At 66.4% G+C, this 23,020-nt stretch carries 25 protein-coding genes; 9 read left to right on the forward strand and 16 right to left on the reverse strand.

What is annotated here, in order from left to right:
- Positions 1 to 15 precede the first annotated feature (15 nt).
- A complete protein-coding gene (locus tag VF167_00735) occupies positions 16 to 315 on the reverse strand; it encodes a hypothetical protein (protein ID HEX6923924.1) in 300 nt (99 codons plus the stop codon).
- A gap of 434 nt (positions 316 to 749) precedes the next feature.
- On the opposite strand from VF167_00735, the gene VF167_00740 reads away from it, so the two are divergent.
- The 3 genes from VF167_00740 (at position 750) to VF167_00750 (ending at position 3,653) form a co-directional block, all read left to right on the forward strand.
- Positions 750 to 1,133 (forward strand): response regulator, encoded by a 384-nt coding sequence (locus VF167_00740; GenBank protein ID HEX6923925.1) that lies wholly within the window; start codon positions 750 to 752, stop codon positions 1,131 to 1,133.
- A 33-nt stretch (positions 1,134 to 1,166) separates the two neighbouring features.
- Positions 1,167 to 1,877, forward strand: coding sequence for a phosphatase PAP2 family protein (locus VF167_00745; protein HEX6923926.1), 711 nt, complete (start codon positions 1,167 to 1,169; stop codon positions 1,875 to 1,877).
- A 126-nt stretch (positions 1,878 to 2,003) separates the two neighbouring features.
- The gene (locus tag VF167_00750) at positions 2,004 to 3,653 is read left to right on the forward strand and encodes an alpha-amylase family protein (protein ID HEX6923927.1); all 1,650 of its coding nucleotides are present in this window, start codon (positions 2,004 to 2,006) and stop codon (positions 3,651 to 3,653) included.
- Positions 3,654 to 3,811: 158 nt separating this feature from the next.
- On the opposite strand, the gene VF167_00755 is transcribed toward VF167_00750, so the two are convergent.
- Positions 3,812 to 4,981: an aldose epimerase family protein gene (locus tag VF167_00755; protein ID HEX6923928.1), complete on the reverse strand. Its 1,170-nt coding sequence runs from the start codon at positions 4,979 to 4,981 to the stop codon at positions 3,812 to 3,814.
- A 242-nt stretch (positions 4,982 to 5,223) separates the two neighbouring features.
- On the opposite strand from VF167_00755, the gene VF167_00760 reads away from it, so the two are divergent.
- The 3 genes from VF167_00760 (at position 5,224) to VF167_00770 (ending at position 9,072) form a co-directional block, all read left to right on the forward strand.
- Positions 5,224 to 6,174: an aldo/keto reductase gene (locus VF167_00760; GenBank protein ID HEX6923929.1), complete on the forward strand. Its 951-nt coding sequence runs from the start codon at positions 5,224 to 5,226 to the stop codon at positions 6,172 to 6,174.
- The gene (locus VF167_00765) at positions 6,171 to 6,917 is read left to right on the forward strand and encodes a sulfite exporter TauE/SafE family protein (protein ID HEX6923930.1); all 747 of its coding nucleotides are present in this window, start codon (positions 6,171 to 6,173) and stop codon (positions 6,915 to 6,917) included. The genes VF167_00760 and VF167_00765 overlap by 4 nt, the downstream gene beginning before the upstream one ends.
- A 208-nt stretch (positions 6,918 to 7,125) precedes the next feature.
- Positions 7,126 to 9,072: a potassium transporter Kup gene (locus tag VF167_00770; protein ID HEX6923931.1), complete on the forward strand. Its 1,947-nt coding sequence runs from the start codon at positions 7,126 to 7,128 to the stop codon at positions 9,070 to 9,072.
- 25 nt (positions 9,073 to 9,097) lie between these two features.
- Here VF167_00770 and VF167_00775 read toward each other — a convergent pair whose 3' ends face one another.
- From VF167_00775 to xseA, 7 genes are all read right to left on the reverse strand, one after another.
- Positions 9,098 to 10,426, reverse strand: coding sequence for a BNR repeat-containing protein (locus VF167_00775; protein HEX6923932.1), 1,329 nt, complete (start codon positions 10,424 to 10,426; stop codon positions 9,098 to 9,100).
- Positions 10,427 to 10,867: 441 nt separating this feature from the next.
- Positions 10,868 to 11,140, reverse strand: a complete 273-nt coding sequence (locus tag VF167_00780) for a hypothetical protein (GenBank protein HEX6923933.1) — start codon at positions 11,138 to 11,140, stop codon at positions 10,868 to 10,870.
- 86 nt (positions 11,141 to 11,226) lie between these two features.
- Complete coding sequence (proC, locus tag VF167_00785; protein ID HEX6923934.1) at positions 11,227 to 12,696, reverse strand: pyrroline-5-carboxylate reductase; 1,470 nt, start codon at positions 12,694 to 12,696, stop codon at positions 11,227 to 11,229.
- Positions 12,697 to 12,941: 245 nt separating this feature from the next.
- On the reverse strand, positions 12,942 to 13,262 hold the full coding sequence (gene sugE / locus VF167_00790) for a quaternary ammonium compound efflux SMR transporter SugE (GenBank protein ID HEX6923935.1): 321 nt from the start codon (positions 13,260 to 13,262) through the stop codon (positions 12,942 to 12,944).
- A 104-nt stretch (positions 13,263 to 13,366) separates the two neighbouring features.
- Positions 13,367 to 13,969: a peroxiredoxin gene (locus VF167_00795; GenBank protein ID HEX6923936.1), complete on the reverse strand. Its 603-nt coding sequence runs from the start codon at positions 13,967 to 13,969 to the stop codon at positions 13,367 to 13,369.
- Positions 13,970 to 14,121: 152 nt separating this feature from the next.
- Entirely contained in the window at positions 14,122 to 14,385 is a 264-nt protein-coding gene (xseB, locus tag VF167_00800) for an exodeoxyribonuclease VII small subunit (GenBank protein HEX6923937.1), read from the reverse strand.
- Positions 14,378 to 15,829, reverse strand: a complete 1,452-nt coding sequence (xseA, locus tag VF167_00805) for an exodeoxyribonuclease VII large subunit (GenBank protein ID HEX6923938.1) — start codon at positions 15,827 to 15,829, stop codon at positions 14,378 to 14,380. The genes xseB and xseA overlap by 8 nt, the downstream gene beginning before the upstream one ends.
- Before the next feature lie 269 nt (positions 15,830 to 16,098).
- Between xseA and VF167_00810 the strand changes: the two genes are divergently transcribed.
- On the forward strand, positions 16,099 to 17,046 hold the full coding sequence (locus tag VF167_00810) for a sugar phosphate isomerase/epimerase (GenBank protein ID HEX6923939.1): 948 nt from the start codon (positions 16,099 to 16,101) through the stop codon (positions 17,044 to 17,046).
- Here the strand turns inward: VF167_00810 and VF167_00815 are convergent.
- From VF167_00815 to VF167_00825, 3 genes are all read right to left on the reverse strand, one after another.
- Positions 17,036 to 17,329 (reverse strand): hypothetical protein, encoded by a 294-nt coding sequence (locus VF167_00815; GenBank protein HEX6923940.1) that lies wholly within the window; start codon positions 17,327 to 17,329, stop codon positions 17,036 to 17,038. The genes VF167_00810 and VF167_00815 overlap by 11 nt on opposite strands.
- Before the next feature lie 108 nt (positions 17,330 to 17,437).
- Complete coding sequence (locus tag VF167_00820) at positions 17,438 to 18,211, reverse strand: class I SAM-dependent methyltransferase (protein HEX6923941.1); 774 nt, start codon at positions 18,209 to 18,211, stop codon at positions 17,438 to 17,440.
- A gap of 78 nt (positions 18,212 to 18,289) precedes the next feature.
- The gene (locus VF167_00825) at positions 18,290 to 18,643 is read right to left on the reverse strand and encodes a hypothetical protein (GenBank protein HEX6923942.1); all 354 of its coding nucleotides are present in this window, start codon (positions 18,641 to 18,643) and stop codon (positions 18,290 to 18,292) included.
- A gap of 283 nt (positions 18,644 to 18,926) precedes the next feature.
- Between VF167_00825 and VF167_00830 the strand changes: the two genes are divergently transcribed.
- Positions 18,927 to 19,412, forward strand: coding sequence for a surface-adhesin E family protein (locus VF167_00830; protein ID HEX6923943.1), 486 nt, complete (start codon positions 18,927 to 18,929; stop codon positions 19,410 to 19,412).
- A gap of 60 nt (positions 19,413 to 19,472) precedes the next feature.
- Here the strand turns inward: VF167_00830 and VF167_00835 are convergent, their stop codons facing one another.
- Genes VF167_00835 through VF167_00845 form a run of 3 tightly spaced genes read right to left on the reverse strand, consistent with a single transcriptional unit; the run spans position 19,473 to position 21,603 of the window.
- Entirely contained in the window at positions 19,473 to 20,654 is a 1,182-nt protein-coding gene (locus VF167_00835) for a Gfo/Idh/MocA family oxidoreductase (protein ID HEX6923944.1), read from the reverse strand.
- 48 nt (positions 20,655 to 20,702) lie between these two features.
- A complete protein-coding gene (locus VF167_00840; protein ID HEX6923945.1) occupies positions 20,703 to 21,227 on the reverse strand; it encodes a hypothetical protein in 525 nt (174 codons plus the stop codon).
- A gap of 37 nt (positions 21,228 to 21,264) precedes the next feature.
- Positions 21,265 to 21,603: an antibiotic biosynthesis monooxygenase gene (locus VF167_00845; GenBank protein ID HEX6923946.1), complete on the reverse strand. Its 339-nt coding sequence runs from the start codon at positions 21,601 to 21,603 to the stop codon at positions 21,265 to 21,267.
- Positions 21,604 to 22,010: 407 nt separating this feature from the next.
- On the opposite strand from VF167_00845, the gene VF167_00850 reads away from it, so the two are divergent.
- On the forward strand, positions 22,011 to 22,514 hold the full coding sequence (locus VF167_00850; GenBank protein HEX6923947.1) for a ferritin-like domain-containing protein: 504 nt from the start codon (positions 22,011 to 22,013) through the stop codon (positions 22,512 to 22,514).
- A 70-nt stretch (positions 22,515 to 22,584) separates the two neighbouring features.
- On the opposite strand, the gene VF167_00855 is transcribed toward VF167_00850, so the two are convergent.
- Positions 22,585 to 23,016: a CBS domain-containing protein gene (locus VF167_00855; protein ID HEX6923948.1), complete on the reverse strand. Its 432-nt coding sequence runs from the start codon at positions 23,014 to 23,016 to the stop codon at positions 22,585 to 22,587.
- Positions 23,017 to 23,020: the final 4 nt, after the last annotated feature.

A 23,020-nucleotide genomic window follows, 5' to 3' on the forward strand; every position in this document is an offset into this window, starting at 1 on the left:
CGCCCGCCGGCCTTGTCACCCCGTCGCCTTGTCACTCCCTGTCTCCCTGTCTCCCTGTCTCCCTGTCTCCCTGTCCCCCTGTCGAAGCATCCCGCCAGTGCCCGATCGGAGCTCCGAGTCTACCTTCACGCCGCTCCCATCCGCGAGCTCCTCCCTCGCAGTCCGCCCGTGCGCAACCTGCTCGCCGCGAACTTCGACGCCTGGGTCGCAGCGGTTGGTGGCGTTGTACCCCTTCTCATGGAAGAGCCGCATCGCGGCCGCCAGGATCCGCTCGCGCGTGGAATGCACCGCCGGGTGAGTTGAACGTTCAATCAACTATGCGGAGCGGGGATGGCCGCACAAGCGTGGCAGCGACGGCTGCGGCCACATCAGCCGGCCGATCAATAGCCGCCTTCCAATGCTTTCAGGACACTAAGTGCGACTTTCCACGATCCTTGACTTTGAATCCTTCGCGTGCGAAGATGCCGGAGCCAACCTGTCGAACTCCCCGACACCAGCTCGGCACATCCCCCGCCCGCGAGTGCGTCCATGGGCATGAACGCCGGGACCCCCTTCGTAGCTCGTTCCACCGCCTTCCGGTCCGGGATCCGGATTGCGGCCGCAGTGGCGCTGCTCGGCCCGCGCCGGTATTCTTATGTTTATTCGGTCGGTGGCCCCGCGAGCCCGTGGGGCACTCGCCGCTCGCTCGTCCGGCGCGCGGCTCCTGGAGGCGTCCTCCGGCGACGCGGCCTTCCGCGCGGGTATCACGGATGAGCGGACACAAGATCCTGCTGGTCGAGGACAACGAGGACAACCGGCTCGTCTACCGGACGATTCTCGATCACTTCGGCTTCCAGGTCCTGGAAGCCGCTGATGGCGAGGAGGGAATCCGCCGCGCCCGCGCCGACGGTCCCGACCTGATCTTGATGGACGTCTCGATCCCCAAGATCGACGGCTGGGAAGCCACCCGGCAGCTCAAGGCCGACCCCACCACCTCGATGATCCCCATCATCGCCCTCACCGCTCACGCCCTCGCCACCGACCGCGCCAAGGCACAGGAAGCCGGCTGCGACGGCTACCTCGCCAAGCCGGTCGAACCCCGCAAGGTGGTGGAGGAGGTGCGCAAGCACCTGAAGCAGAAGAGCGGCGGGTAAGTCCTAGCCCTTCGCTTGCATGCGCCTCGGCGCATGTATCCCGCGCGAATGCTGTCCGGGCCGCTACGCGCGACCCGGCGTCTGGTGCAGAACCTGTACGCCGCCGGCGGGCTCCTGCTCGTGCTGGGCCTCGCGGTGGCGGTGCTCGGGCTCTGGGCTCTGGCCGAGCTCAGCGAAGAGGTCCTCCAGGGAGAGACGCTGCGAATGGACGAGGCGGCGCTGCGCGCGCTCGCCCGCTACGCCTCGCCCGCCCGCGATCTTCTGGCGCTGGAAATCACCTCCCTCGGCAGCGGCACGGCGGCCCTCGCCATCACGGTCATCGTCTCCGCCCTCCTCGCCCTGCTCGGGCGCCGCCATTATGCCCTCCTCCTGGCCGCGGCCGTAGCCGGAGCCTGGATCCTCAGCCCGATCCTGAAGGCCCTCTTCGATCGCGACCGCCCGCAGGTCGTCGAGTGGCGCACACCCTACGTGGGCCAGGCATCGTACCCGTCCGGCCACGCGATGATGGGGATGGTCCTCTACATCACCCTCGCGTACATTCTGCACCGCCTCGGAGGCCGCCGCTGGGTCTCCGCCGTTGCCATCACCATCGCCGGGCTCCTTGTCGTCCTCATCGGCGTCAGCCGCGTCTACCTCGGCGTGCACTATCCCTCCGACGTTCTCGCCGGCTTCGCCGTGGGCTTCTCCTGGGCGATGTTCTGCGCCGCCATCGCCGAGACGATTCGCGCGCGCAAGGCCGCGTAAGGGAGGTCTGCCCGACACTTGCCTCCCGCCTTCGCAGCGCGCGAGCCATGGACCTGGATCCGCTCTTGCGACCACCCTCCCCGTCCACAAAATCAACTCCGGGCTCAGCGAACCACATCTTCCGCCATGATCGACGACCTCTGGTACCGGAACGCTATCACCTACAGCCTCGATCTGGAGAGCTTCATGGACTCCAACGGGGATGGGGTGGGCGACTTCGCGGGCTTGATCCGCCGCCTCGACTACCTCGAGTCACTGGGAGTCGACACGCTCTGGCTGGCGCCCTTCCAGCGTACGCCGAACAAGGACAACGGGTACGACATCTCCGACTTCTACTCGGTCGATCCGCGCCACGGCTCCGGCGGCGACTTCGTCGAGTTCATGCACCAGGCCGCGAGTCGGGGGTTGCGCGTCATCATCGACCTCGTCATCAACCACACCTCCGATCAGCACGAGTGGTTTCAGGAGGCGCGGAGCAGCCCCGACTCCCGCTTTCGGGACTGGTTCGTGTGGTCGCCGGAGCGTCCGTCCGACTGGAAGGAGGGGATGGTCTTTCCCGGAGTGCAGAAGAGCACCTGGACCCTCGACCGGAAGGCAAAGGAGTACTACTACCACCGGTTCTACCGGCACCAGCCCGACCTCAACATGGACAACCCCCGCGTACGGGCGGAGGCCTGCCGCATCATGGGGTTCTGGCTTCAGCTCGGTGTCGCCGGCTTCCGGGTCGACGCGCTGCCTTTCGTCATCGAATCCACCGTGCCCGGCCGCTCGCAGGGAAAGCTCAACTTCGACTATCTCTCCGAGATCCGCGCCTTCCTGCAGTGGCGCGTAGGTGACGCCGTCCTCCTCGGCGAAGCCAACGTTCCCCCAGGGCAAACCCGCCCTTATTTCGAGGGAAACGGGACCGGCGGCATCCACATGATGTTCAACTTCTTTGTCAACCAGCACCTCTTCTACGCCCTCGCCTCCGCCGATACCCGCCCCCTCCGCTCCGCCCTCGAAGCGACCCGGGATATCCCCGAGCTCGGCCAGTGGGCGCACTTCCTCCGCAACCATGACGAGCTCGACCTCGGCCGCCTCACCGAGGAGCAGCGCGCGCGTGTCTTCGAGCGGTTCGGCCCCGAGAAGCGGATGCAGCTCTACGGCCGCGGAATCCGCCGCCGCCTGGCCCCCATGCTCGGTGACCGTCCGCACCTCGAGCTCGCCTACAGCGTTCTCTTCTCTCTCCCGGGGTCGCCGATCCTGCGCTATGGAGACGAGATCGGGATGGGGGACGATCTCACCCTGAAGGAGCGGGACGCGGTGCGCACGCCTATGCAGTGGTCCGCCGAGCGAAATGCGGGATTCTCGGCAGCGGAAAAGACCTACCTGCCCGTGGTTTCGGAGGGAGTCTGGTCGTACGAGCGGGTGAACGTGGAAGCGCAGCGCCGCGACCCCGACTCGCTGCTTTCCTGGACCAGCCGCATGATCCGCCTGCGGAAGGAGTGCCCTGAAATCGGCTGGGGCACGTTCGAGATCCTCGACCCGGGCTGCGACGAGGTACTGGCGCTACGCTACGACTGGCGCGGAAACTCGGTGCTCGTGCTGCACAACTTCGATTACAGCCCACGCGAAGCCGATCTCCGCATCGGCCTCCCCGGCCACGACCGCCTCACCGATCTCCTCGACGACGAAGAGGTGCCCGTCAACAAGTCCGGCCGCGCCACCATCCCCATGAACGCCTTCGGCTACCGGTGGTTCAGGGTGGGCGGGCCGGGGAGGAATTTTGAATTTTGAATTACGAGTTACGAATTACGAATTACCGGCAAACCCCAGCGGCCGCAGGGAACGGAACAGAGGTCGCGGGGGCTATCCCTGATTCAAAATTCAAAATTCATGATTCAAAATTACCGTCAGGCAATTCGTAATTCGTAATTCGTAATTGTTGCCGGCGCCTACTCCGCCGAGAACCTGTAGACCGTCCGCGAGGTGTACTCCTCTCCAGGTTCGAGAATGGTGGATGGGAAGTCCGGCTTGTTCGGCGAATCCGGGAAGTGCTGGGTCTCCAGGCAGAAGCCGGTGCGGTGGGCGTAGACCACGCCTTCCTTACCGGTGAGGGAGCCGTCCAGGAAGTTGCCGGTGTAGAACTGCACGCCGGGCTCGGTCGTGAGCACCTCCATCACCCGCCCGCTGGTCGGCTCGCGCACCCTGGCCGCGAGGACCAGCGAATCGCCCTCCGCGCGGTCGATCACGAAGTTGTGGTCGTAGCCGCCTCCGAAGCGAAGCTGCTCGTCGTCCTGCCGGATCCGCGCCCCGATCGGCGTCGGCTCACGGAAGTCGAAGGGCGTTCCCTCCACCGGCCGCAGCTCGCCGGTGGGGATGAGCGCGCTGTCCACCGGGGTGAAGCGGGAGGCGTTGAGCATCATCTCGTGGTCGAGGATGGTGCCCGAGCCGTGGCCGGCGAGGTTGAAGTAGGTGTGCTGGGTGAGGTTGACCGGCGTCGCCTTGTCCGTCGTGGCGTGGTAGTCGAAGATCAGCTCGTTGTCGTCGGTCAGCGTGTAGGTCACCCTCACCTGGAGCGTGCCGGGGTATCCCTGGTCGCCATCCGGACTGGTGTGGGTGAGGATCACTCCACGCCCCTGCTCGTTCTCGAAGGGCTCGGCTGTCCAGACCACCTTGTCGAAGCCTCGCTCGCCGCCGTGCAGGCTGTTGGGGCCGTTGTTGATCGGCAGCTCGTAGGTCACGCCGTCGAGCGTGAAGCGGCCATTGGCGATGCGGTTTCCGTAGCGGCCAATGAGCGCGCCAAAGTACGGATGCTCTCCCACGTACCCCGCCAGCGAGTCGAAGCCCAGCACCACGTCGGCCAGGCCTCCGTTGGCGTCGGGAACACGCAGGTTGGTAATGATGCCGCCGAAGTTGATGACGCTCACCTCCATGCCGTTGGCGTTGCGGAAGGTGTACTGCGTCACCTGCTCCCCGTCGGGGGTCGTCCCGTAGGGAGCCTGGCTCACGCTCTGGCTCGCGGATTCGTTCATGGAGGTCTCGGGTTCGTCGCTCGCGCAGGCCGCAAAGAGCAGGGCAACGGCGAGGGCGGGGCCCACGCTCCGGAAGCGGATCGTGTGCATGGATCCTCTGCTGTGGGTTCAGGGCGAACCAGCGGATTCGAGGACGACGCCGACCGACGCTACGATCCATCGCGCGCCCATCGTCCGGCGGCGTCCGGCCGACAAGGTGCGACGATGAGGAAATCCGAGCAAGTCCGGGCCGCCGCCATCGGGTTGCCTCACCCGACCCGAGGGTCTATTCCTATCCGCCGCTCCGCCCCCGCCGCACCGCGGGGCGCAGATCTGCGAACCGAACGGACTTCATGGAATACAGGCAACTCGGTTCCACCGGCCTCAGCGTGTCGGTGCTCGGCTTTGGTGGCGCGACGCTGGGCGATGAGTACGGGCCGATGGACGCGACCGAGGGACGGCGCGCCTTCGACGCGGCGGTGGACAGCGGTATCAATCTGGTCGACGTCTCACCGTACTACGGCCGGACGCTCGCGGAGGAGCGGCTCGGCCACTACCTCCGCGGAAAGCGCGACCGCGTGGTGCTCGCCACCAAGGTCGGTCGTTACGACCGCGATCCGCCGGCCGGCTTCGACTTCTCCGCCGCGCGGGTGACGCGGTCGGTGGAGGAGAGCCTGCGACGTCTGCAGACCGACGTCATCGACATCTTCCTCGCGCACGACATCGAGTTCGCTCCGCTATCCCGGATTCTCGATGAGACGGTGCCCGCGCTGCACCGGCTGAAGGAGCAGGGAAAGGTGCGCTTCATCGGGGTGACCGGCTTCCCGCTGGAGGTGCTTCGGGACGCCGTGGAGGGTGCGGAGCTCGACGTCGTGCTCTCGTACTGCCACTACAACCTCCTCAATACGCGTCTCGCGTCGGTTCTCGCGCCGGCCGTCCAGACCCGTTCTATGGGGTTGATCAACGCCTCCCCCCTACACATGGGCGTCCTCTCGCCGGGCGGCCCGCCTCCCTGGCACCCGGCTCCGTCAGAGGTGCTCGAGGCGGGTCGGCAGGCCGCCGAATGGTGCAGGAGCCGTGGTTTGGACCTCGCCGAGATCGCCCTTCGCTTCGCCCTCGGCTCCCCCGCGCACTCCACCCTGGTCGGTGTGCGAACCCTGGCCGAGCTGCAGACCAGCCTGCGCGCGCTCGAGCCGGATCCTCATCCGGAGGCCACGGAGGAGCTGCGCGCTCTCCTCGCTCCGGTGCAGGATCGCGAGTGGCCTTCGGGCCTCTTCCCGGGGCCGGGCGAGCCCCGCCCGTGAGCCTCCAGCTGGATCTCTGGCAATGGGTGCTGGCCGCCGTCGGGGCGGCTTTGGTAGGCCTCGCGAAGACCGGGATCGCCGGTCTCGGCATCCTCTCGGTGGCCATCTATGCCACCGTTCTGCCCGCGCGCGAGTCGGTTGGCATCCTCCTGGTGATCCTCGTCCTCACCGATTTCGTGGCGGTAAGCGTCTATCGGCGCGACGCGAGCTGGTCCCACCTCGCTCGCCTCTTCCCCTGGGCCGGTGCGGGCGTGCTGATCGGCTTCGTGGCCTTCGGCTCGATGAACGACGAGCTGGTGCGCACGGTAATCGGGGGGATCCTGGTCGCGCTCACCGCGCTGCAGCTCTTCCAGCGGCGCGAAGGCCATCTGCCGATCGAGGAAAATCCCAACCGGTGGCTGGTGGCGCTCACCGGTCTCGGCGCCGGCTTTACCACGATGATCGCAAACGCGGCGGGGCCGCTGATGATCCTGTATCTGCTCGCCATGCGGCTGCCGAAGTACACCTTCGTGGGCACGGCTGCCTGGTTCTTCCTTGTCCTGAACCTCTTCAAGGTGCCCTTCAGCATCGGTCTGGGTCTGATCGACTTCGATTCGCTCGGACTGAGTCTCCGCATGGCGCCCTTCGCGATTGCTGGTGCGCTCTCCGGACGCTGGGTCATCAGCCACATGAACCAGCGCATGTTCGAGGCGGCGGCGCTTCTGCTGACCCTGGCCGCCGGGCTGCGGATGCTGGTCGGCTGAGCCCCTCCGCTCGGCGCTACGTCGGGCGGCCGTAGACTCGCGACATCCGATAGCGTATTGTCGGGCAGCGCTCGATCCTTGACGCGATGCGGGACTTCGATTGGCAGTCCCTCCCGGGGAGTGCGGGCGCCGTCGCTTGCCGAAACGCCGAATGACGTAGCGACCTGAGCTTCAGCGCGATGGAACTCGAACGGACAGTATTGCTTCGATGGATGCTGACGAAGGCTCTCTAGATGGCTTAGCCCCGCAGAGTGCTGCGCCCGCCGCGGCCGCGGCCGCGCAGAGCGGCCAGGCGCACGGGGACCTCCTCCCTCTCGGCCTCGCCGCACTCGGGATCGTCTTCGGCGATATCGGGACCAGTCCCCTCTACGCCTTTCGCGAAAGCTTCCACGAATCGCACGGCATCCCCTTCACCGATGCCAACATCCTGGGCGTCCTCTCGCTGATCTTCTGGGCGCTGACGATCGTCATCTGCATCAAGTACCTGATCTTCATCCTGAGGGCCGACAATCAGGGCGAGGGCGGGATTCTCGCCCTCACCGCACTGGTGACGCCGCGGAGGACCGGGCGGCGCCCGCGCGGTAGGGTGCTGATACTGATGGGGCTGTTCGGGACCGCGCTCCTCTACGGCGACGGGGTGATCACGCCCGCGATCTCAGTGCTCTCGGCGGTTGAAGGGCTGGCCATCGTCACCCCGGTCTTTCGTCCATACGTGGTGCCGGTGACCATCGTGATCCTGCTCGTGCTCTTCGCTCTGCAGCGGAGGGGCACCGAGAGGATCGCGAAGCTCTTCGGACCCGTAACGTTACTCTGGTTCACCACCATGGGAGCGCTGGGGGCAGCCCAGGTCGTGCGAGTGCCGCGTGTGCTTACCGCGATCAACCCGCTATACGGGGCCGATTTCTTTCTGCGTAATGGCTGGCACGGCTTGCTGGTGCTCGGCTCGGTCTTCCTGGTGGTCACCGGAGGCGAAGCCCTATATGCCGACCTGGGGCACTTCGGCATCCGACCGATCCGGTTCGCCTGGTTCACCGTGGTTTTCCCCGCGCTCCTGCTCAACTACTTCGGGCAGGGGGCCCTCCTCCTGCAGCGGCCGCAGGCGATCCAGAATCCCTTCTTCCGACTCGCTCCGCCCTGGGCGCTGATGCCTCTGGTAGTGCTCGCCACCGTCGCCACGGTGATCGCGTCGCAGGCGGTCATTTCCGGCGCCTTCTCGCTCACCCGACAGGCGGTTCAGCTCGGTTACCTGCCGAGGATGGAGATCGAGCACACCTCGCCCACGACCATCGGCCAGATCTACATCGCCGGTGTGAACTGGGCCCTCATGATCGGGTGCATCTCGCTCGTCCTGGGCTTTGGCTCGTCCAGCGCGCTCGCCGGGGCGTACGGGGTGGCGGTCACCACCGACATGGTCTTCGCCACCCTGCTCTTCACCGCCGTGGCGCTCATTCGTTGGAGGTGGGGATGGCCGCGGGCGCTGGCCCTGGCGGCGATCCTGCTGGCGGTGGATCTCTCCTTCTGGAGCGCGAACATCATCAAGGTGCCCGATGGAGGCTGGTTTCCCCTCGTGGTGGGAGCCGTCGTCTTCACCATGATGACGACCTGGAAGAAGGGACGAACGGTGCTGGCGGAGAGGCTCCGCAAAGGCTCCGTCAGCTTCGATGCCTTCGCCGAGCAGCTGGAGAGGGAAAAGTTCCTGCGGGTGCCGGGCACCGCGGTGTTCATGTACAGCGACCCCGCGGCAACACCTCCCGCCCTCCTGCATAACCTGAAGCACAACAAGGTCCTGCACGAGCGGGTGCTGCTGCTCTCCGTCGAGTCGCTGGATACGCCGCACGTTCCCGAGAGCGAGCGCATCGACGTGCAGGCGCTCGGCCACGGGCTGTATCGCATTGTCCTGCGTTACGGCTTCATGGAGGATCCCGATGTTCCGCGTGACCTGACACTCACGGCGAAGTTCGGGCTGGAGGTGAACCCGAGACAGGTGAGCTATTTCCTCGGGCGCGAGCGGGTGATCGCCTCCAAGCGGCCGGGCATGGCGATCTGGAGGGAGAAACTTTTCGGGGTGATGAACCGCAACGCCCGCAACGCCACCGACTTCTTCCGGCTGCCGCCGAACCAGGTGGTCGAGGTGGGAGCGCAGGTCGAGATGTAAGCGGGCCCCTGCGTCCCTGCCGGCTCTACCGCCCGATCTCGAGAACGCCGGCCATCTGGGGCTCGATCGCCTCCAGCGTTTCCCCGTCCCCCTGGCCGACGATCTGATAGAACAGGTGCAGCCGGTTCTCCCTCGTCCAGAGCGTCGGATCGTAGCTGGGCTCCCACAACCCTACCGGCGAGCGCCAGACATCCTCGATCACCCAGTCGTCCCGCTCGGGAGATCGCGAGGTCGCGATGGAGATTCCGCCCCCGCGCTCCTCGTCCCGGAAGATCACATGCACGACGCCATCGTTTCCGGCGACGACCTGCGGACGTGAGATCGGAATGCGCTTGGTCCCTCCGCCGCTCAGCCGAAACGGAAGGGTGCGTGTGCCGATCTGGCTCATTCTCCACTCCTGGCCGTCGTGCCAGAGCAGGCGATACTGCGGCACGTCCTCCCCCGGTTCACGCCAGTAGGTCGCCACCAGAGGTCTCCCCTCCGCATCCACCGCCATCGACGTCTGGTTGATCAGCTCACTCCCCTGGGGAACCTGCCACGCCACCTCCGCCGACGCCGCGGTGATCGGTAGCCTGTACGGCTCGCCGGAGGAGCGCCGCCAGGTGCGTCCCTCGTCGTCCGAGTATGCGTAGAGCACGTCGTGGTTGGATGCGACGTCAGGGGATTCACGCCAGGTCCAGCTGAGGTGCCAGCGACCCCGCCGGTCGACCACGAGCTGGTTGAAGTAGGCGTTTCTCTCCCCCTCTCCGTCGATGAGTGGATGTTGCACGGGAATCCAGGTCCCACGCCGGACGTCGTACCGGTTCAACAGCACGTCGCCCCTCCCCGAGGCGCCATCCCGATACAGGAAGAGGAGATCGCCGTCGGGAAGGTGGTAGAAGCCGGGGTAGGTGACCTGACTCTCGTACTGCCCGGTCATGGGGGAGCGCTCCGCCAGCTCCAGGGAGCCGGGCGCCTTCGCGCGCGCGTAGTTCAGCGGCTGCCCGTGATGGTCCCAGGCGACGTGCAGGTAGCCCTCGCCGTCCACCGCGATGCTGATGGCGTTGTGGGCGTCGCGAACGTTACCTCGGTACTCCGTGACGTGCCGCTCCCAGTCATCACTTCCCAACCGACGACGGGCCAGCACCAGGCGGCCTTCCGGGTCGTAGTAGGCCGCGTACTGCAGGTCGCCATGGCTGACCACGCTGCTCTGGCGGAAGACGACGGCGTTGACCGAGGATTGCGCCCAGCCCAGGCCAATCTCGGAGAGGTGGACCCCCCGATCGTTGGAGGGTGGCGTTCGGCTGGTGCAGGAGAGCGCGGCGGTCGCGCAGAAGAGAAGGACCAACGACCGGCGGAACGGCAGGATCAGCATCGCAGCGCGGTTCTGACAAACCGGAAAACGGCATGAGAGCGGCGAAAGTTACGCCGCGCACCGCTGCCCGGCCACCCCCGGGGTAGAGAGGTGGACACGCCCCACTGGAGCGTGCCCTCGCACCCTCACCCGCGCAGAAACGCGGCCTTCATTCGCGCGATGTCGTCCGGAGAGAGCTTCTCGACAGGGGTCTGGTAGAGGGCCTGCAACTCGGCCTGGCGCCGCTGGGCGGCCAATTTCGCTGCGACTTCTGGCTTGAGGCGACGGGTCGGCCGGGGAGATTTCGAGGCCGTGCGTGGAGTCTTCGCTGGCATGACTAAACACTCTCATCGTTTCGGGTCCGCCCTCGATTATTGCACAGGACGGGCCAGAACTCGTGACCGTAGATGTTTTTGAGTACGGGGCCGGCTCGGCCCCGGTTTCGATGGTCGAACGGGGAGCTCAGCCGCTGCGATCAATCGCCTCCATCACGCGGGCGATCTCGTCGTAGCGGAGGCTGCCCCGGCTTTGCAGCGCCTGGATCGTCTCGCGCTCGTGGGAGAGTCGACGCTCCAGAGCTTGGATGCGCTCGGCGGGTTCACCGTTGCTGCGGACCTGCTCGAGGGTGTCCTCGAGCTCGTCCACGAAGAGGAGCTTTTCGCCGATCCGGCGAGCCTCGGCGGCGGTCACTCGGGGCCCGGTCTCCAGGCCGGCTTCGCGATCCTTCTGCCGCATGGTACCTCCGGAACTCCTGCGTTTGTGCGGGATGTGACGAATGCCGCAACCCGGGTGCCAGGGGCTCCAACCAGGCGCTGACCGTCCTATTCCGCGTACAACGTCTCGGCCTTGCTGGCGGACAGCAGGATCCCCTTGATCATCGCCGAGCTGAAGCCCTGGTGCTCCATCTCGTTCAGTCCGGCGATGGTGCAGCCGCGCGGGGTGGTCACCTGGTCGATCTCCGACTCCGGGTGCCGGCCCTGGCTCAGCAGCAGAGAGGCGGCTCCCTTGGCGGTCTGGGCGGCCAGGAGCAGCGCCTCCTCAGGATGGAAGCCGATCTCGATTCCGCCCTGCGAGGCGGCGCGGATAGCGCGCAGGAAGAAGGCGATCCCGCAGGCACACAGCGCGGTGGCCGGGATCATCATGTTCTCGGGGATCACCACCGTTCGACCGACCAGATCGAAGAGCTCCTGGGCTTCCGCCAGAACCGGGTCGGACGGATCCTGGCTGGCGAGACAGGTCATCGACTCGCCAATCGAGACCGCCGTGTTGGGCATTGCCCGAATGATGGGGGCGGTGGTCCCGAGGGGCTCGCGCAGCTGGCGGATGCTCACGCCGGATACGACCGAGATGATGCGGTGGCGCTCGGGGTCGATCTCGGAGCGGATCTCCTCCAGGAGCTCGGCGATCTGCTGGGGCTGCACCGCCAGCACGATGATATCGGACTCGCGTACCGCCTCGCGGTTGTCCGAGCCGACGTGGAAGCCGACTTCCGCGAAGTAGGTGAGCTTCTCCGGGTGCCGGCGCGTGATCCGGATGCGGTCCGGCGTGCAGTAGCCTGCCTCCGTCCAGCCCATCGCCAGGGCCCGTCCAAGGTTCCCCCCGCCGAGGATGGCGATGGTGGGATGCCTGGTGCGATCCACTTCATTCATGCTCGAGACACTCCGATCTATGGGTAGGATATCCGCTCCAGTCTTAGCGGCCGCGCTCACCAAGCCACCGCCGCGTCTGGTCGTGGTGCTCCCGGGTTTGAGCCAGTCTGCCCGCGAGGCCTCCAGGTCGAGAACCACCGCCGATTTGTGCCCTGCGGCGATAGCGGTGCCGCCGTAATCGGTGGCGAGCTTCTGAGGAAAGTCGGTGACCGGCGCCACCCGGAACCCCAGCTGCTCGAACAGCCGCACGCGCATGGTGAAGGCGAAGACTCGCCGAACGCCGCGGGCGTGTGCACGCAGCACCGCCGCCTGAATGAGACGGCTTCCGATCCCGCGACCGTGGAAACCTTCGGCCACCGAGAGCGACGCGATTTCGTACAGGGAGGGCGAGTGAATGCGAAGGGCCACGCTTCCGACCACTCGACCCCCTGCCTCCGCTACGAGGAAGCCACCGATGTCCCGCTTGACATCCTCGGCGGTGCGGTCGCGGACCATGCCCTGCCGCGCGAAGCCAGCGAGCAACTGGGTGATGGCAGGCACGTCTGCGAGGCGGGCGGGTCGCACCTCGACCGGTTGTTCCGCTCCCGCCTGCGCGGCATTCGAATCTTCGACGATCTGCCCGTCAATACTGCCCTCGCCCACGGCTGTCCTCTAATGCACGTGCGACCGCCCTGCCGCTTCGGTGGACGGATCACAAAAGGGCGACCTCCCGACGGATTCGAGAGGCCGCCACCTTTCGAGCTACGCGGCGCCATGTCAGCATCGGCACCGCCCGATGAGTATCAATAGATTTCCGCCTGGGAGAAGTCAACGACGAGTGGCGACCGCAGCACGTGATGCCATAGCTTGCGCAGTTGCCGCGAGCGTCGCCTTCCCCGATGAAGCGGCTAGGCCCCACCGACCAGCTTCAGCCCGATGATACCGGAAACGATCAGCCCGATGCAGACCAGCCGTACCGCCGTCGCGGGCTCTCCAAAGAGCACCATTCCCAGGATCGCCGTCCCCACCGTACCGATTCCCGTCCAGATGGCGTAAGCGGTGCCGAGAGGGAGCGTGCGTACGGCGAGGCCGAGCATCGCCATGCTCCCCACCAGGGCAACCGCAGTGAAGAGGGTCGGCCACGGTCGGGTGAACCCCTCCGTGTATTTCAGGCCCACCGCCCAGCCCACCTCCAGCAGCCCGGCAATGAAGAGGATGACCCAGGCCATTCCTTACCGCCGCCCCGCGACGGCGGTGCTACCCCCGCACCCCTGCGCGCATGCCGCCCGCATTCCGCCGTCCATGGACCGTGTCATCCTCCCCGCTGCGCCGTTCAGCCCTGGTTCAGCCGTTCGATCGCGGCAATGACCTCTGCCGGATCGCCGGCCGGGTCGACGTCCGTGGCCTTGTAGACGATGCGGCCATCGCGACCGATGATGAAGGTCCAGCGCGCCGTCGTCAGGTCGCGAGTAAGCGTGATCTCCTCTCCGTTCACTTCGCGGGTGATGCTTCCCCCCTCGCGGGTCGGCACCCCGAAAGCGCGCGCGATGACCCCAGCGGTGTCGGACAGGAGCGGGAAGTTGAGGCGGTTGGTCCCCTTGAATGCCTTGAGGTTAGCGACCCGATCACCACTCACGCCCACCACCTCGGCTCCCATCTCCAGGAGCTTCGTGCGATTGTCGCGGAAGAGGCAGGCCTGCGTGGTGCAACCAGCCGTCATGGCCGCGGGATAGAAGTAGACGACGAGGATCTTGCCGTTCCGCTGCTCCTTGCTGTTCCAGATTTCACCGTTGTCGGCGAGTCCCGAGAAGTCGGGGGCCACGTCGCCCACCTCCAGCGAACGGAGCTCGGCCTCCTGCGCCGCGGCCGGCGAGCTCGCGAAGCCAAGCGCGAGAACCGCGACGGCCGCCACCGACAGCACCCTATTGAACGTCATCGCCGGACCTCCTTCTTTGAGGGATCGCGCTTCCCGGTCGCATCGTTCAGGGTGACTCCTTCACGCTTTCACCGGGGTCGCGGGCGGCCAGCGGCCGCCGGAAGCAATATCACCATACTACACCGCTACACCCGCTTGCGGTACCGCGTTGGTTACGCGGTATCGGAAGCCCCGTCCGGCTGCTCGGGAGTGAAAGGAGCCGGGGCCTCACCGCCCATCAGGAATTCGATCTCGGCCTGAGCCTCATCCAGGATCCCGCGGGCGGTGGCGAGATGACCGCACGCCTCCCGATACAGCGCCATCTGCTCCTCGAGATCGACGTCTTCTCGATCGAGCTGGGTCAGGATCTCGTCGAGCCGCTGAAAGAGGGCGCTCAAGCGCGGCCGCTCGGTCGAGCCCGCCGTGGAATCAGCCATCCTGATCCTCCTGCTCTGGCTCAGGGCCCTCGGACCGGGCGCGCAGCGATCCTCGAGCCACCTGGATGCGAAGGGGAGTCCCCGCGGGGGCCTCCGCCGGATCACGCAGGATCCGGCCGTCTACCGTAACGACTGCATAGCCGCGCGCCAGCGAGCGGAGCGGGCTGCGCGCCTCGGTGCCTGCCGCGCGTGCGGCGAGGCCCAGCTCGAGCCGCTCCACCCGGTCACGTATGGACCGATGGAGCTCCCGGGCCACGTCGGCGAACGCTTCGGTCTCCCCCCGAACGCGGGCGTTCATGGCGCGGGCGAGGGCAGTGCGTACCGTCTCGAGGCGCTCGCGCATGCGGCGGTGGTGCTCGCGGGGCGCGTGAGCGTGCACCGTCCGCTCGGCCGCGCGCAAGCGCTCCTTCAGGCCCGCGTGACGCCTTCGCATGCGACGGGAAAGCGCGTCCGCCCGCTCGTCGAGCCCCTCAGCCGACTCGGCGAGTGAGCGCTGGAGAATCGCCGTGAGCGCGGCCGGATAGGCGTTCAGGCGGGCAAGGAGCTCCGTCCCATCCGGGGAAGCATACTCCGCGCCCGCCGTGGGGGTGGCGGCGCGGACGTCGGCCACATAGTCCGCCACCGTGTAGTCGGTCTCGTGCCCGACCGCGGAGATGGTCGGGAAGGGGCAGGCGGCGATGGCCCGGGCTACCGGCTCGGTATTGAATGCCCAGAGCGATTCGCGGCTCCCGCCCCCGCGTGCGATGATCACCAGGTCCACCGGGGTCTGTCCCGGGTCGGTGCCGAAGCGGCGGATGGCCCGGGCGATTTCGGGTGCGGCCTCGACCCCCTCCACCGCGCTGGGGCTGACCACCAGGCGGATCCACCAGGCGCGGCGGCGCATCGTCCTCCACATGTCCTGCAGCGCCGCGCTGCCGGCGCTGGTCACCAGTCCGATACGCTCCGGGAAGCGCGGTAGCGGCCGCTTGCGCGACTCGTCCAGCAACCCTTCTTCGCGGAGTTGCTGGATCAGCCGGTCGCGGGCGAGGTTCCACAACCCTTCGCCGCCCGTGACCTCGACCTCCTCCACCTCCATGCGGAACTGGCCGCGCCGCACGTAGATCCCCAGCCGGCCCTTGACGTCCACTTCCATGCCGTCGCTCGGCAGCGTCGGCAGCATGCGAGCGCGGTCCGCCCACAGCACGCAGGAGAGCTCCGCTCTCTCGTCCTTCAGGCAGAAGAAGCAGTGCCCGCTGCGCACCTTCTTCCAACCCGACACCTCGCCGCGCACCCAGATCGGCATCGACGCGCGCTCCCGCAGTACCGCATCGGCGCGCGCCACCACCGTCGAGACGCTGTAGGAGCGGCGCGGGGGCGGCAGGGAATCAGGGGGTTGAGGTTGGGAAGCCAGAAGCCAGAAGCCAGGAGCCAGAATGAAGAAGCTAGAAGCTAGAATGTGCACCACAGGAAGAAGCTATATGCCCTGTGCCGAACTTCACAAGCCGGCGAGCCGCTCGCGGTAGGGACAAGGTGACAAGGTGATCAGCCTGTCGCCTTCTAGCTTCTGGCTTCTGGCTCCTGGCTTCCATTCCCAGCCTCCCAACTCGTGACTCCTGACTCCTAGCTCCTGACTCCTACCTTCAAGCCCCCACCCCTACCTCCTGGCTTCTTGCCTCCGACTCACTACCTTATTTCCGACCCTGTTCCACATCCTTCCCTCCAAGGCTTTGAGCTATGAAACGACCGCACCGCTTGCTACCCGTCCGCTTGCTGCCCTTGCTCCTTGCCGCTGTCGTGGGCGCCTGCTCGTCCGCGGAGGACGCCACGGTGGGGGACAACGCCGACACCACGGCGACCGCCGATACCGGCGCCGCGGCCCGGGGGATCGCCCTCAGCGGCGATTTCGAGGGGCCACTCGGCCTGCAGCTCTGGAGCGTGCGGGAGCAGCTCGCAGAGGACATTCCCGGTACACTGCAGTGGGTCGCCCAGCAGGGCTTCCGCGAGGTGGAGCTGGCGGGCACGCAGGGACTCACGGCCGAACAGTTCCGCCAGGAGCTCGATCGTGCCGGTCTTCGCGCCAGCGCCATGCACGTCCCCTACGAGCGGCTGCGTGACAGTATGGAGGTCGTCTTCGCCGAGGCGGAGGCTCTCGGCGCGCCCGACATTGGAGTCGCCTGGATTCCGCACGAGGGGAGCTTCACCCCTGAGCTGGCGCGTCAGACCGCGCAGGACTTCAATCGCTGGGGAGCCGCAGCCAGGGAGCGGGGACTTCGCTTCTACTACCACAACCACGGGTACGAATTCGAGCCGGCCCCCGACGGCACGATCCCCTTCGACATCCTGATGTCGGAGACCGACCCGGAGAGCGTGTTCTATGAGATGGACGTGTTCTGGACGGTGCACCCGGGCATCGACCCGGTGGCGCTGCTACAGCGCTATCCGGGTCGATGGAAGCTTATGCACATCAAGGATATGGCCCAGGGAACCGAGACCGGCGTCTTCACCGGAAGCGCACCGGCCGAGGCTCAGGTCGCCGTCGGCACGGGACAGATCGAGTACACCTCGGTCCTGGCCGCGGCGGAGGAGGTCGGGGTCGAGAAGTTCTACATCGAGGACGAGACCACTGACCCGATCAATAACATCCCCAGGTCGATCGAGTACCTCGAGCGGATCACCTACTGAGGGTCGAGGGGCTCTCCAGCCGGCGCTGGAAATCCTGGGCCTCGGCCAGGCCCTGCACGGTGTGCTGCACGTGCTGCAGCTCGGCTTCCACCAGGGCAATCTGACGGCTCAGCAGCTCGATCTGTTCGCTGAGGGTGGGATCGGAGCGTAGACGCGCCCAGGCCTCCAGCGTCGGCCGGAGGGCGAACCGGGCGGTCAGCCCGAGTACCGGTACGAGTATGATGATTCCGCCCAGCAGCACCGCGAGGACAGCGGTCAGGCCGAAGAAGATCTCGACGTTCATGATTGGATAGCGCCAGGGTGCACCGAAGAAGTGTGAGGCCCCTACGTCCGGCCGCGGTGGAGGGTTTCGCCGCGGCCGCTTTCTTTGCTGCAGCTCCTTTCTTTGGTCTCAGGTCAGGCGTCCCAGGTGAAGTTCGGTATCGTATTCGATGGTCACCCGACCGTCCTGCGCGTGGCGGTCGAAGATCTCGTCCAGTGCGCTCAACATGGGGGCCCGATCGGGGTGTCCTTCCGGCGGGGTGTAAGAGGAGGAGAGTAACCGGCCGCGCAGCCCCTCGCGGTCCAGTTGCTGGCCATGAGAGATGGTGCGCGTCATCACCTCTCCGCCGAAGAAGTCCCTCACCTGCTCCGCGTGCGGATAACGACTCGCTACCGCCGCGTAGTCGGTTCCGTAGCGACGCAGCAGCGCCTCGTACTCCAGCAGGAAGGCCGTCGAGGCGAGGCGCCGCGAGTTCCACACGAGAGCGATCCAGCCACCGGGCTTGAGGATCCGCTCGAACTCCCGTCTGGTGGCCACCGGATCGAACCAGTGGAACGCCTGCGCGGCGGTGACGAAATCGACGCTGTGGTAGGGCAATCCGGTGGCTTCGGCGCTCCCCTTCACCGCGCGAAAGCGGGGGTTCTCGCCCAGCAAGGTCTCAGCCGCGGCGCGCATCGCGTCGTTCGGCTCCACGCCGATGACATTCGCGCCGGAGCGCAGCAGGAGCTCGGCGAAGATCCCCGTCCCCGCGCCGATATCGGCGGCGACCACCCCGGGCCCGAGGCCCACCCCCCTGAGGTCATCCAGTATCTCCTCGGGGTAGTCCGGGCGATACCGCATATAATCGCCCACGCGATCGGTGAAGCGCTGACTAGGATCACCGAGATTGAAGAGCTGTTTCATGGGACTGCCTCGCGCTCGGCCGATGGGAATACAACACTACCGCCCACCTCGGCCGGGTGGGAGGAGGGGAGGACCCCGTCAGAGGAAGCCGTGGTCGCGCGCGAGCTCTCGCGACACGCCGATGCGGATCAAGGAGGGCACTTCGTTGCGCCGGGCCACCGCGCGGGTGGAGAGCATGAACCGGTCATCACGGCCGTACACCTTGATATACAGCTCGGGTAGCGAGCCGCCGAGCCGGTCATCCACATCCACGAACTCGTGTGCGCGAAAGCGGAAGGTGGCCTCGCCGTACTCGTTGGTGATCTCCATGCCGAGGAAGTCGTCGCGGGAGACCCGGTCGCGATCGTACAGGTATACGATCGCGCAGGGTAGCCATTCGGACGGCGAACCGTCGATATAAAGCTTTACCGTAGTCGTATATTCAACTGACATGACAACGTCACGGGTTGCACAGGCTTGGTGACGCCGCCGGGTCGCGACCGCCGGCGTCACCGGGAAATTGCCAGAGGAGTTGCATCCCGCCCAGCGAAGCTCGGGCTGTGTGCCGCATGGTTGCCGCGACGCCTCTCTGGAGCGGCTCCCCCTAACTCGTTGTGACCGAACGTCGTCGATCTGTACGGCGCGCTGCCCGGAATGCCGACGCGCCACAGGGCTCGCGGCTTGCCCTCTCCGCTCCCGTCCGGAAGGTACGACGAGCGAGAACAAGGAGCCCATCATGCGTTACCGTTCCCTCCGCACCCACACCTTCACCCTTATGGCCCTGGTGGGTCTCCTCCTCTTCCACAGAGACGCCGCAGCGGCGCAGCAACTTCGTCCCGACCTGGCCCTCGACGGACGCTGGATCACCCTCGAGCGGGTGGAGCTCGGTGCGTTGGAGCTCGACACCACCCACGTCCTCCCCATGGGACCCCACACCTACCAGGTACGCACGCGCTGGCAGTTCGACGAGGTGCAGACGTCGCCTGAGGGGTATCGCTACCGCTCCAGCGTCGCCGTCCGAGGGATCGATTGCCAGCGCCGGATGATGGCGATCATCGCCTTTGCCGACCACGACGGGGGCCGCATCGTACGAGTCGAGGCCCAGCCCGTATACGCCGCGCGCTGGGACCGTGTAAATCCGAGGTCAATCGTGGATCGCATTGCCACCGTCGTTTGCAATCGAGCGGAACGTCGCGCCGTGACCGCCAGCCTCGACGGCTGAGCGCTTCACCCGACGACCGCAGGAAATCGGCCGCTGAGCAGGTGCTCGGCGGCCGATTCGTTACGATCCTGAAGGCCGACTCCGCCCCGCGCCCGGACTGCCTGGGGTGATGGTCCGCGCCTGGGCCTGCGCCCGCAGCGCGAGCTCGGTGGCCAGGAAACAGTGCGCCTGCGTCATCGCCGTCTCGGTTCGGTTGAGAACGTCGTCCACCAATTGCCGCCCGTAGGGGAGGTCGACGGTCGCGCAGTCTTCGTATTTCACCCCTTCGCGATCTACCAGAAAGAGATGGTTCCCTCCCTCGCGCCCGGCGATATCGACGTTCTTGCGAACCTCGATGTATCCCTCGCTGCCAAGGACTGTCAGCCGACCGTCGCCCCAGGTCGGTAGCCCGTCGGGAGTGAACCAGTCTACGCGAACATAGCCGGAGCCGCGATCACCGCGCACCATCACATCTCCGAAATCCTCTATTCCCGGGTACTGCGGATGGTGAAGGTTGCCGACCTGCGCCGCCAGGATCTCGCCCGAGGTGGAACCGGTGAAGAAGAGGAACTGGTCGAGCTGGTGCGACCCGATGTCGCAGATGATGCCGCCGTACGCCTCCCGGTCGAAGAACCACTCCGGACGCGTCTCAGGGTTCATCCGATGGGGGCCCAGCCCGATGGTCTGAATCACGTCGCCGATCGCCCCGGCCGCGACCAGCTCACCGGCGCGGACCGTCGCCCGGTTTTCGAAGCGCTCGCTGTACATGATCGAGTAGATGCGCCCCGTCTCGGCCTGGACGCGGCGTACCTCGGCGAGCTGTTCCAGGGTGGTGATCCCGGGCTTGTCGCTCATGTAATCCTTCCCTGCGCGCATCACGCGGATGCCGAGCGGTGCCCGCTGGTTCGGGATCGTGGCGGATACGACGAGCTGGATCGACGGATCCTCCAGGATCTCCTCCGCGCTCGACGCCCGCTTTGCATCCGGGTAGCGGCGTGCGAACTGGGCGCCGAGGTCCGGTTCGGCGGAGAAGAAGGAGACCAGCTCCCCACCGCCACGTTTCACCGCCTCCACCTGCCCGTAGATGTGGCCGTGGTTCATCCCGATCGCCGCGAAGCGGATACGCGCCTGGCGGCTGCGGGAGCGGCTGGTGAGGATCGCCGGAGCTGCGGCCGCGACGCCCGGCAGCGCGGCTGCCGCCGCGGCACCGGTGGCGAGGCGAACCGAGGTGGTCAGAAGCTCGCGTCGGGTGATCTTCTTCATGCGTGGGGTAGGAATGGTCGGGGTGGCCGCATCGGCTACCCGGGTGAATCAGTCGTCCCGCAGGGCAATGGGGAGGAGTGTCTCCCAGCGTTCCCTTCGGTCGGCACCGCTGGGTGATGGTGACCCGGTCTCCCGGAGGTGGGTGGAGTAGCCGAGCTGCTCCGCTCCCAGCTCGCTGAGAAGCGACTCCAGCAGCTGCAGGGTCTCCGGGTCATCAGTGACGTGGGCGAGCAGCTGGAGCCGCGGGATGGCGAAGGACCGGGTGCCCGACTCCCGGACCACGCGGGCGTACTCCAGAAGCTCCGAACGCGCCTCCTCGTAGCGCTCGAGACCGATGAGCAGGAAGAGGAGAGTATAGCGGGTGCGAACCACGTCGGGGGAGAGGCGGATCAGCTTGCGGCAGATCCGCATTGCTTCCTCGAAGGAGCGGGCGTCCAGGAAAGCATCGATGGCCCAGCCGTAGCTAACCTTGGCCTGCTCGATCCGGCTGTCGTAGACGCATTCGTCTCCGGCCAATTCGAACGCCCTCGCTCGCTCGAGCGGGGGAGACGTCTGACGCTCGCTCACCGACATGTGTGATGACTTCCCACGGTCTCCCCCACCCCTGCGATCACGCGCTCGGCAGGGGCAGAGACGGATACGGCGCGGAGCTCCCGTTGGAGGCCACCGCTACCGAGTAGAGCTCGCTGACCACCGGGGTCGCGAAGAACGGGGTGAGCTTCGCTACCTGTTCCCTAAGGTAGCCGCTCGTTTCGCTGGCGGCGAGGTCCGCCTCGGAGGCCCACTGGGTGATCGAGATGGCGCGCTCGGTGATCGGGTCGATCAGCAGCATGGCCCGCCGGAAGCCCGGCTGCCGCCGCGCCGCCGGCAGAATCGATTCGCGGTAGATCCGTGTCGCCTCCTCCGCCGTGCCAGGTTTGAGCTGTACGGTGATCACACGTGCATGCATCGCGCACCTCCGGAGCGAGGGGTGAAGGTCGACGATCGGATGAGAAACCACGCAGGTCACAGGGGACACGGAGGGCACGGAGGATCTTCCCCCTCAACTCACTGATTCAATCGAGGTTGAAGGATGGGCCTGGAAGTGGCTCGCCGATCCTCCGTGCCCTCAGTGCGGACCTCGGTGCCCTCGGTGGCTTCCAAGCGAATACATGTTAAGACAAAACACGCTCAAACGCGCAAGGGCACGGAATAGATATTCGCTTGATTGAAGGCATTAGTAAGCACCGCATGGCTCGGGCCCATTCGGCGGATATGACCATGCTGGCCCGATGAAAGTGGGCTTTCCGGTCAGGCAAGGCTCTTGCGCTAGGGGCAGCACGATCCGTCACTCACCCGTCGCAAGGAGCGCAGCCCATGCCGAACATGACCGAGCCCAAGGACCTTCTCGTACACGAGCTGGGAGATCTGCTGTACGCCGAGCGTCGCTTTCTGACCGCGACCAAGGGCCTCGTTCGCGAGGCGAATGATCCCCAGCTCAAGCAGCGGCTGGAGAAGCACGTGCAAGAGACTGAAACCCAGATCGAGCGGCTCAACCAGGCCTTCTCCTCGATCGGCGAGAAGGCCAAGGCCGAAAAGTGCGAAGCAGCCATCGGCCTGCGGGAGGAGCACGACTCCTTCAAGTCGGAAGAGAAGCCCTCGAAGGAGCTACTCGAAGCGTTCGACCTGGGATCGGGCCTCCGCGTCGAGCACTACGAGATCGCCGCGTATCGCTCGGCCATTGCGGTCGCGAACGCGCTCGGTGAGCAGGAGTGCGCCGAGATCCTGCGCGAGAGCCTGCGCGAGGAAGAGGAGATGGCCGACTTCCTCGAGCAGGCCGCCCCCGCCGCGTTGGAGAAGCTGCTGGTTGCTAAGGTATAGGCGTCGGCTGACGGAGAAGGAGGGCCGGGCTCCCGGCCACCCTTCTCCGTACCCTTCTCGCCTTCCGCGCTCACAAAGGCGTGCCTTCGATATAGGCGTGAAGGTAGCGGTTTTCCACCTCCACGCTCTGACGCAACGCGTTCACCACGTCGCCGATGGAGATGATGCCGCATAGCGCTCCCTGATCGACGATCGGGAGGTGGCGGATCCGCTTCTCGGTCATGATGTCCATCACCTCCTCGATCTCCGCGTCCGGCGACGCGGTGATGAGCTCCACCGTCATCAGGTCCCGTACTCTCGAGGTCGCCAGGCGTTGGATGTCCTCTGCTCCCCAGCGTAGCAGATCGCGCTCGGTGATGATCCCCCGCAGCCGCCCGTCTACCACGACCAGGGCGCCGATCCCGTTGTTGACCAGGACCCGCATCGCCTCCTGAATGGGGACGTCGGGGGTGATCGTGACGACGAGAGATCCTTTCACGCGCAGCAGGTCGCGGATCTTCATGGGC

The organism is Longimicrobiaceae bacterium (assembly GCA_036375715.1).
In the GTDB taxonomy this organism is placed as follows: domain Bacteria; phylum Gemmatimonadota; class Gemmatimonadetes; order Longimicrobiales; family Longimicrobiaceae; genus DASVBS01.

Excerpts from the sequence above, each read along its gene's own strand:
- VF167_00850 (HEX6923947.1), top strand. The coding sequence starts at position 22,011 with ATGCCGAACATGACCGAGCCCAAGGACCTTCTCGTACACGAGCTGGGA.
- sugE (HEX6923935.1), bottom strand. The coding sequence starts at position 13,262 with ATGGCCTGGGTCATCCTCTTCATTGCCGGGCTGCTGGAGGTGGGCTGG.
- VF167_00755 (HEX6923928.1), bottom strand. The coding sequence starts at position 4,981 with ATGCACACGATCCGCTTCCGGAGCGTGGGCCCCGCCCTCGCCGTTGCC.
- VF167_00855 (HEX6923948.1), bottom strand. The coding sequence starts at position 23,016 with ATGAAGATCCGCGACCTGCTGCGCGTGAAAGGATCTCTCGTCGTCACG.
- VF167_00795 (HEX6923936.1), bottom strand. The coding sequence starts at position 13,969 with ATGACGTTCAATAGGGTGCTGTCGGTGGCGGCCGTCGCGGTTCTCGCG.
- VF167_00745 (HEX6923926.1), top strand. The coding sequence starts at position 1,167 with ATGTATCCCGCGCGAATGCTGTCCGGGCCGCTACGCGCGACCCGGCGT.
- VF167_00825 (HEX6923942.1), bottom strand. The coding sequence starts at position 18,643 with ATGTCAGTTGAATATACGACTACGGTAAAGCTTTATATCGACGGTTCG.
- VF167_00815 (HEX6923940.1), bottom strand. The coding sequence starts at position 17,329 with ATGAACGTCGAGATCTTCTTCGGCCTGACCGCTGTCCTCGCGGTGCTG.
- VF167_00780 (HEX6923933.1), bottom strand. The coding sequence starts at position 11,140 with ATGCGGCAGAAGGATCGCGAAGCCGGCCTGGAGACCGGGCCCCGAGTG.
- VF167_00750 (HEX6923927.1), top strand. The coding sequence starts at position 2,004 with ATGATCGACGACCTCTGGTACCGGAACGCTATCACCTACAGCCTCGAT.
- VF167_00840 (HEX6923945.1), bottom strand. The coding sequence starts at position 21,227 with ATGTCGGTGAGCGAGCGTCAGACGTCTCCCCCGCTCGAGCGAGCGAGG.
- VF167_00820 (HEX6923941.1), bottom strand. The coding sequence starts at position 18,211 with ATGAAACAGCTCTTCAATCTCGGTGATCCTAGTCAGCGCTTCACCGAT.
- VF167_00760 (HEX6923929.1), top strand. The coding sequence starts at position 5,224 with ATGGAATACAGGCAACTCGGTTCCACCGGCCTCAGCGTGTCGGTGCTC.
- VF167_00845 (HEX6923946.1), bottom strand. The coding sequence starts at position 21,603 with ATGCATGCACGTGTGATCACCGTACAGCTCAAACCTGGCACGGCGGAG.
- VF167_00770 (HEX6923931.1), top strand. The coding sequence starts at position 7,126 with ATGGATGCTGACGAAGGCTCTCTAGATGGCTTAGCCCCGCAGAGTGCT.
- VF167_00810 (HEX6923939.1), top strand. The coding sequence starts at position 16,099 with ATGAAACGACCGCACCGCTTGCTACCCGTCCGCTTGCTGCCCTTGCTC.
- VF167_00830 (HEX6923943.1), top strand. The coding sequence starts at position 18,927 with ATGCGTTACCGTTCCCTCCGCACCCACACCTTCACCCTTATGGCCCTG.
- VF167_00775 (HEX6923932.1), bottom strand. The coding sequence starts at position 10,426 with ATGCTGATCCTGCCGTTCCGCCGGTCGTTGGTCCTTCTCTTCTGCGCG.
- xseB (HEX6923937.1), bottom strand. The coding sequence starts at position 14,385 with ATGGCTGATTCCACGGCGGGCTCGACCGAGCGGCCGCGCTTGAGCGCC.
- VF167_00740 (HEX6923925.1), top strand. The coding sequence starts at position 750 with ATGAGCGGACACAAGATCCTGCTGGTCGAGGACAACGAGGACAACCGG.
- VF167_00835 (HEX6923944.1), bottom strand. The coding sequence starts at position 20,654 with ATGAAGAAGATCACCCGACGCGAGCTTCTGACCACCTCGGTTCGCCTC.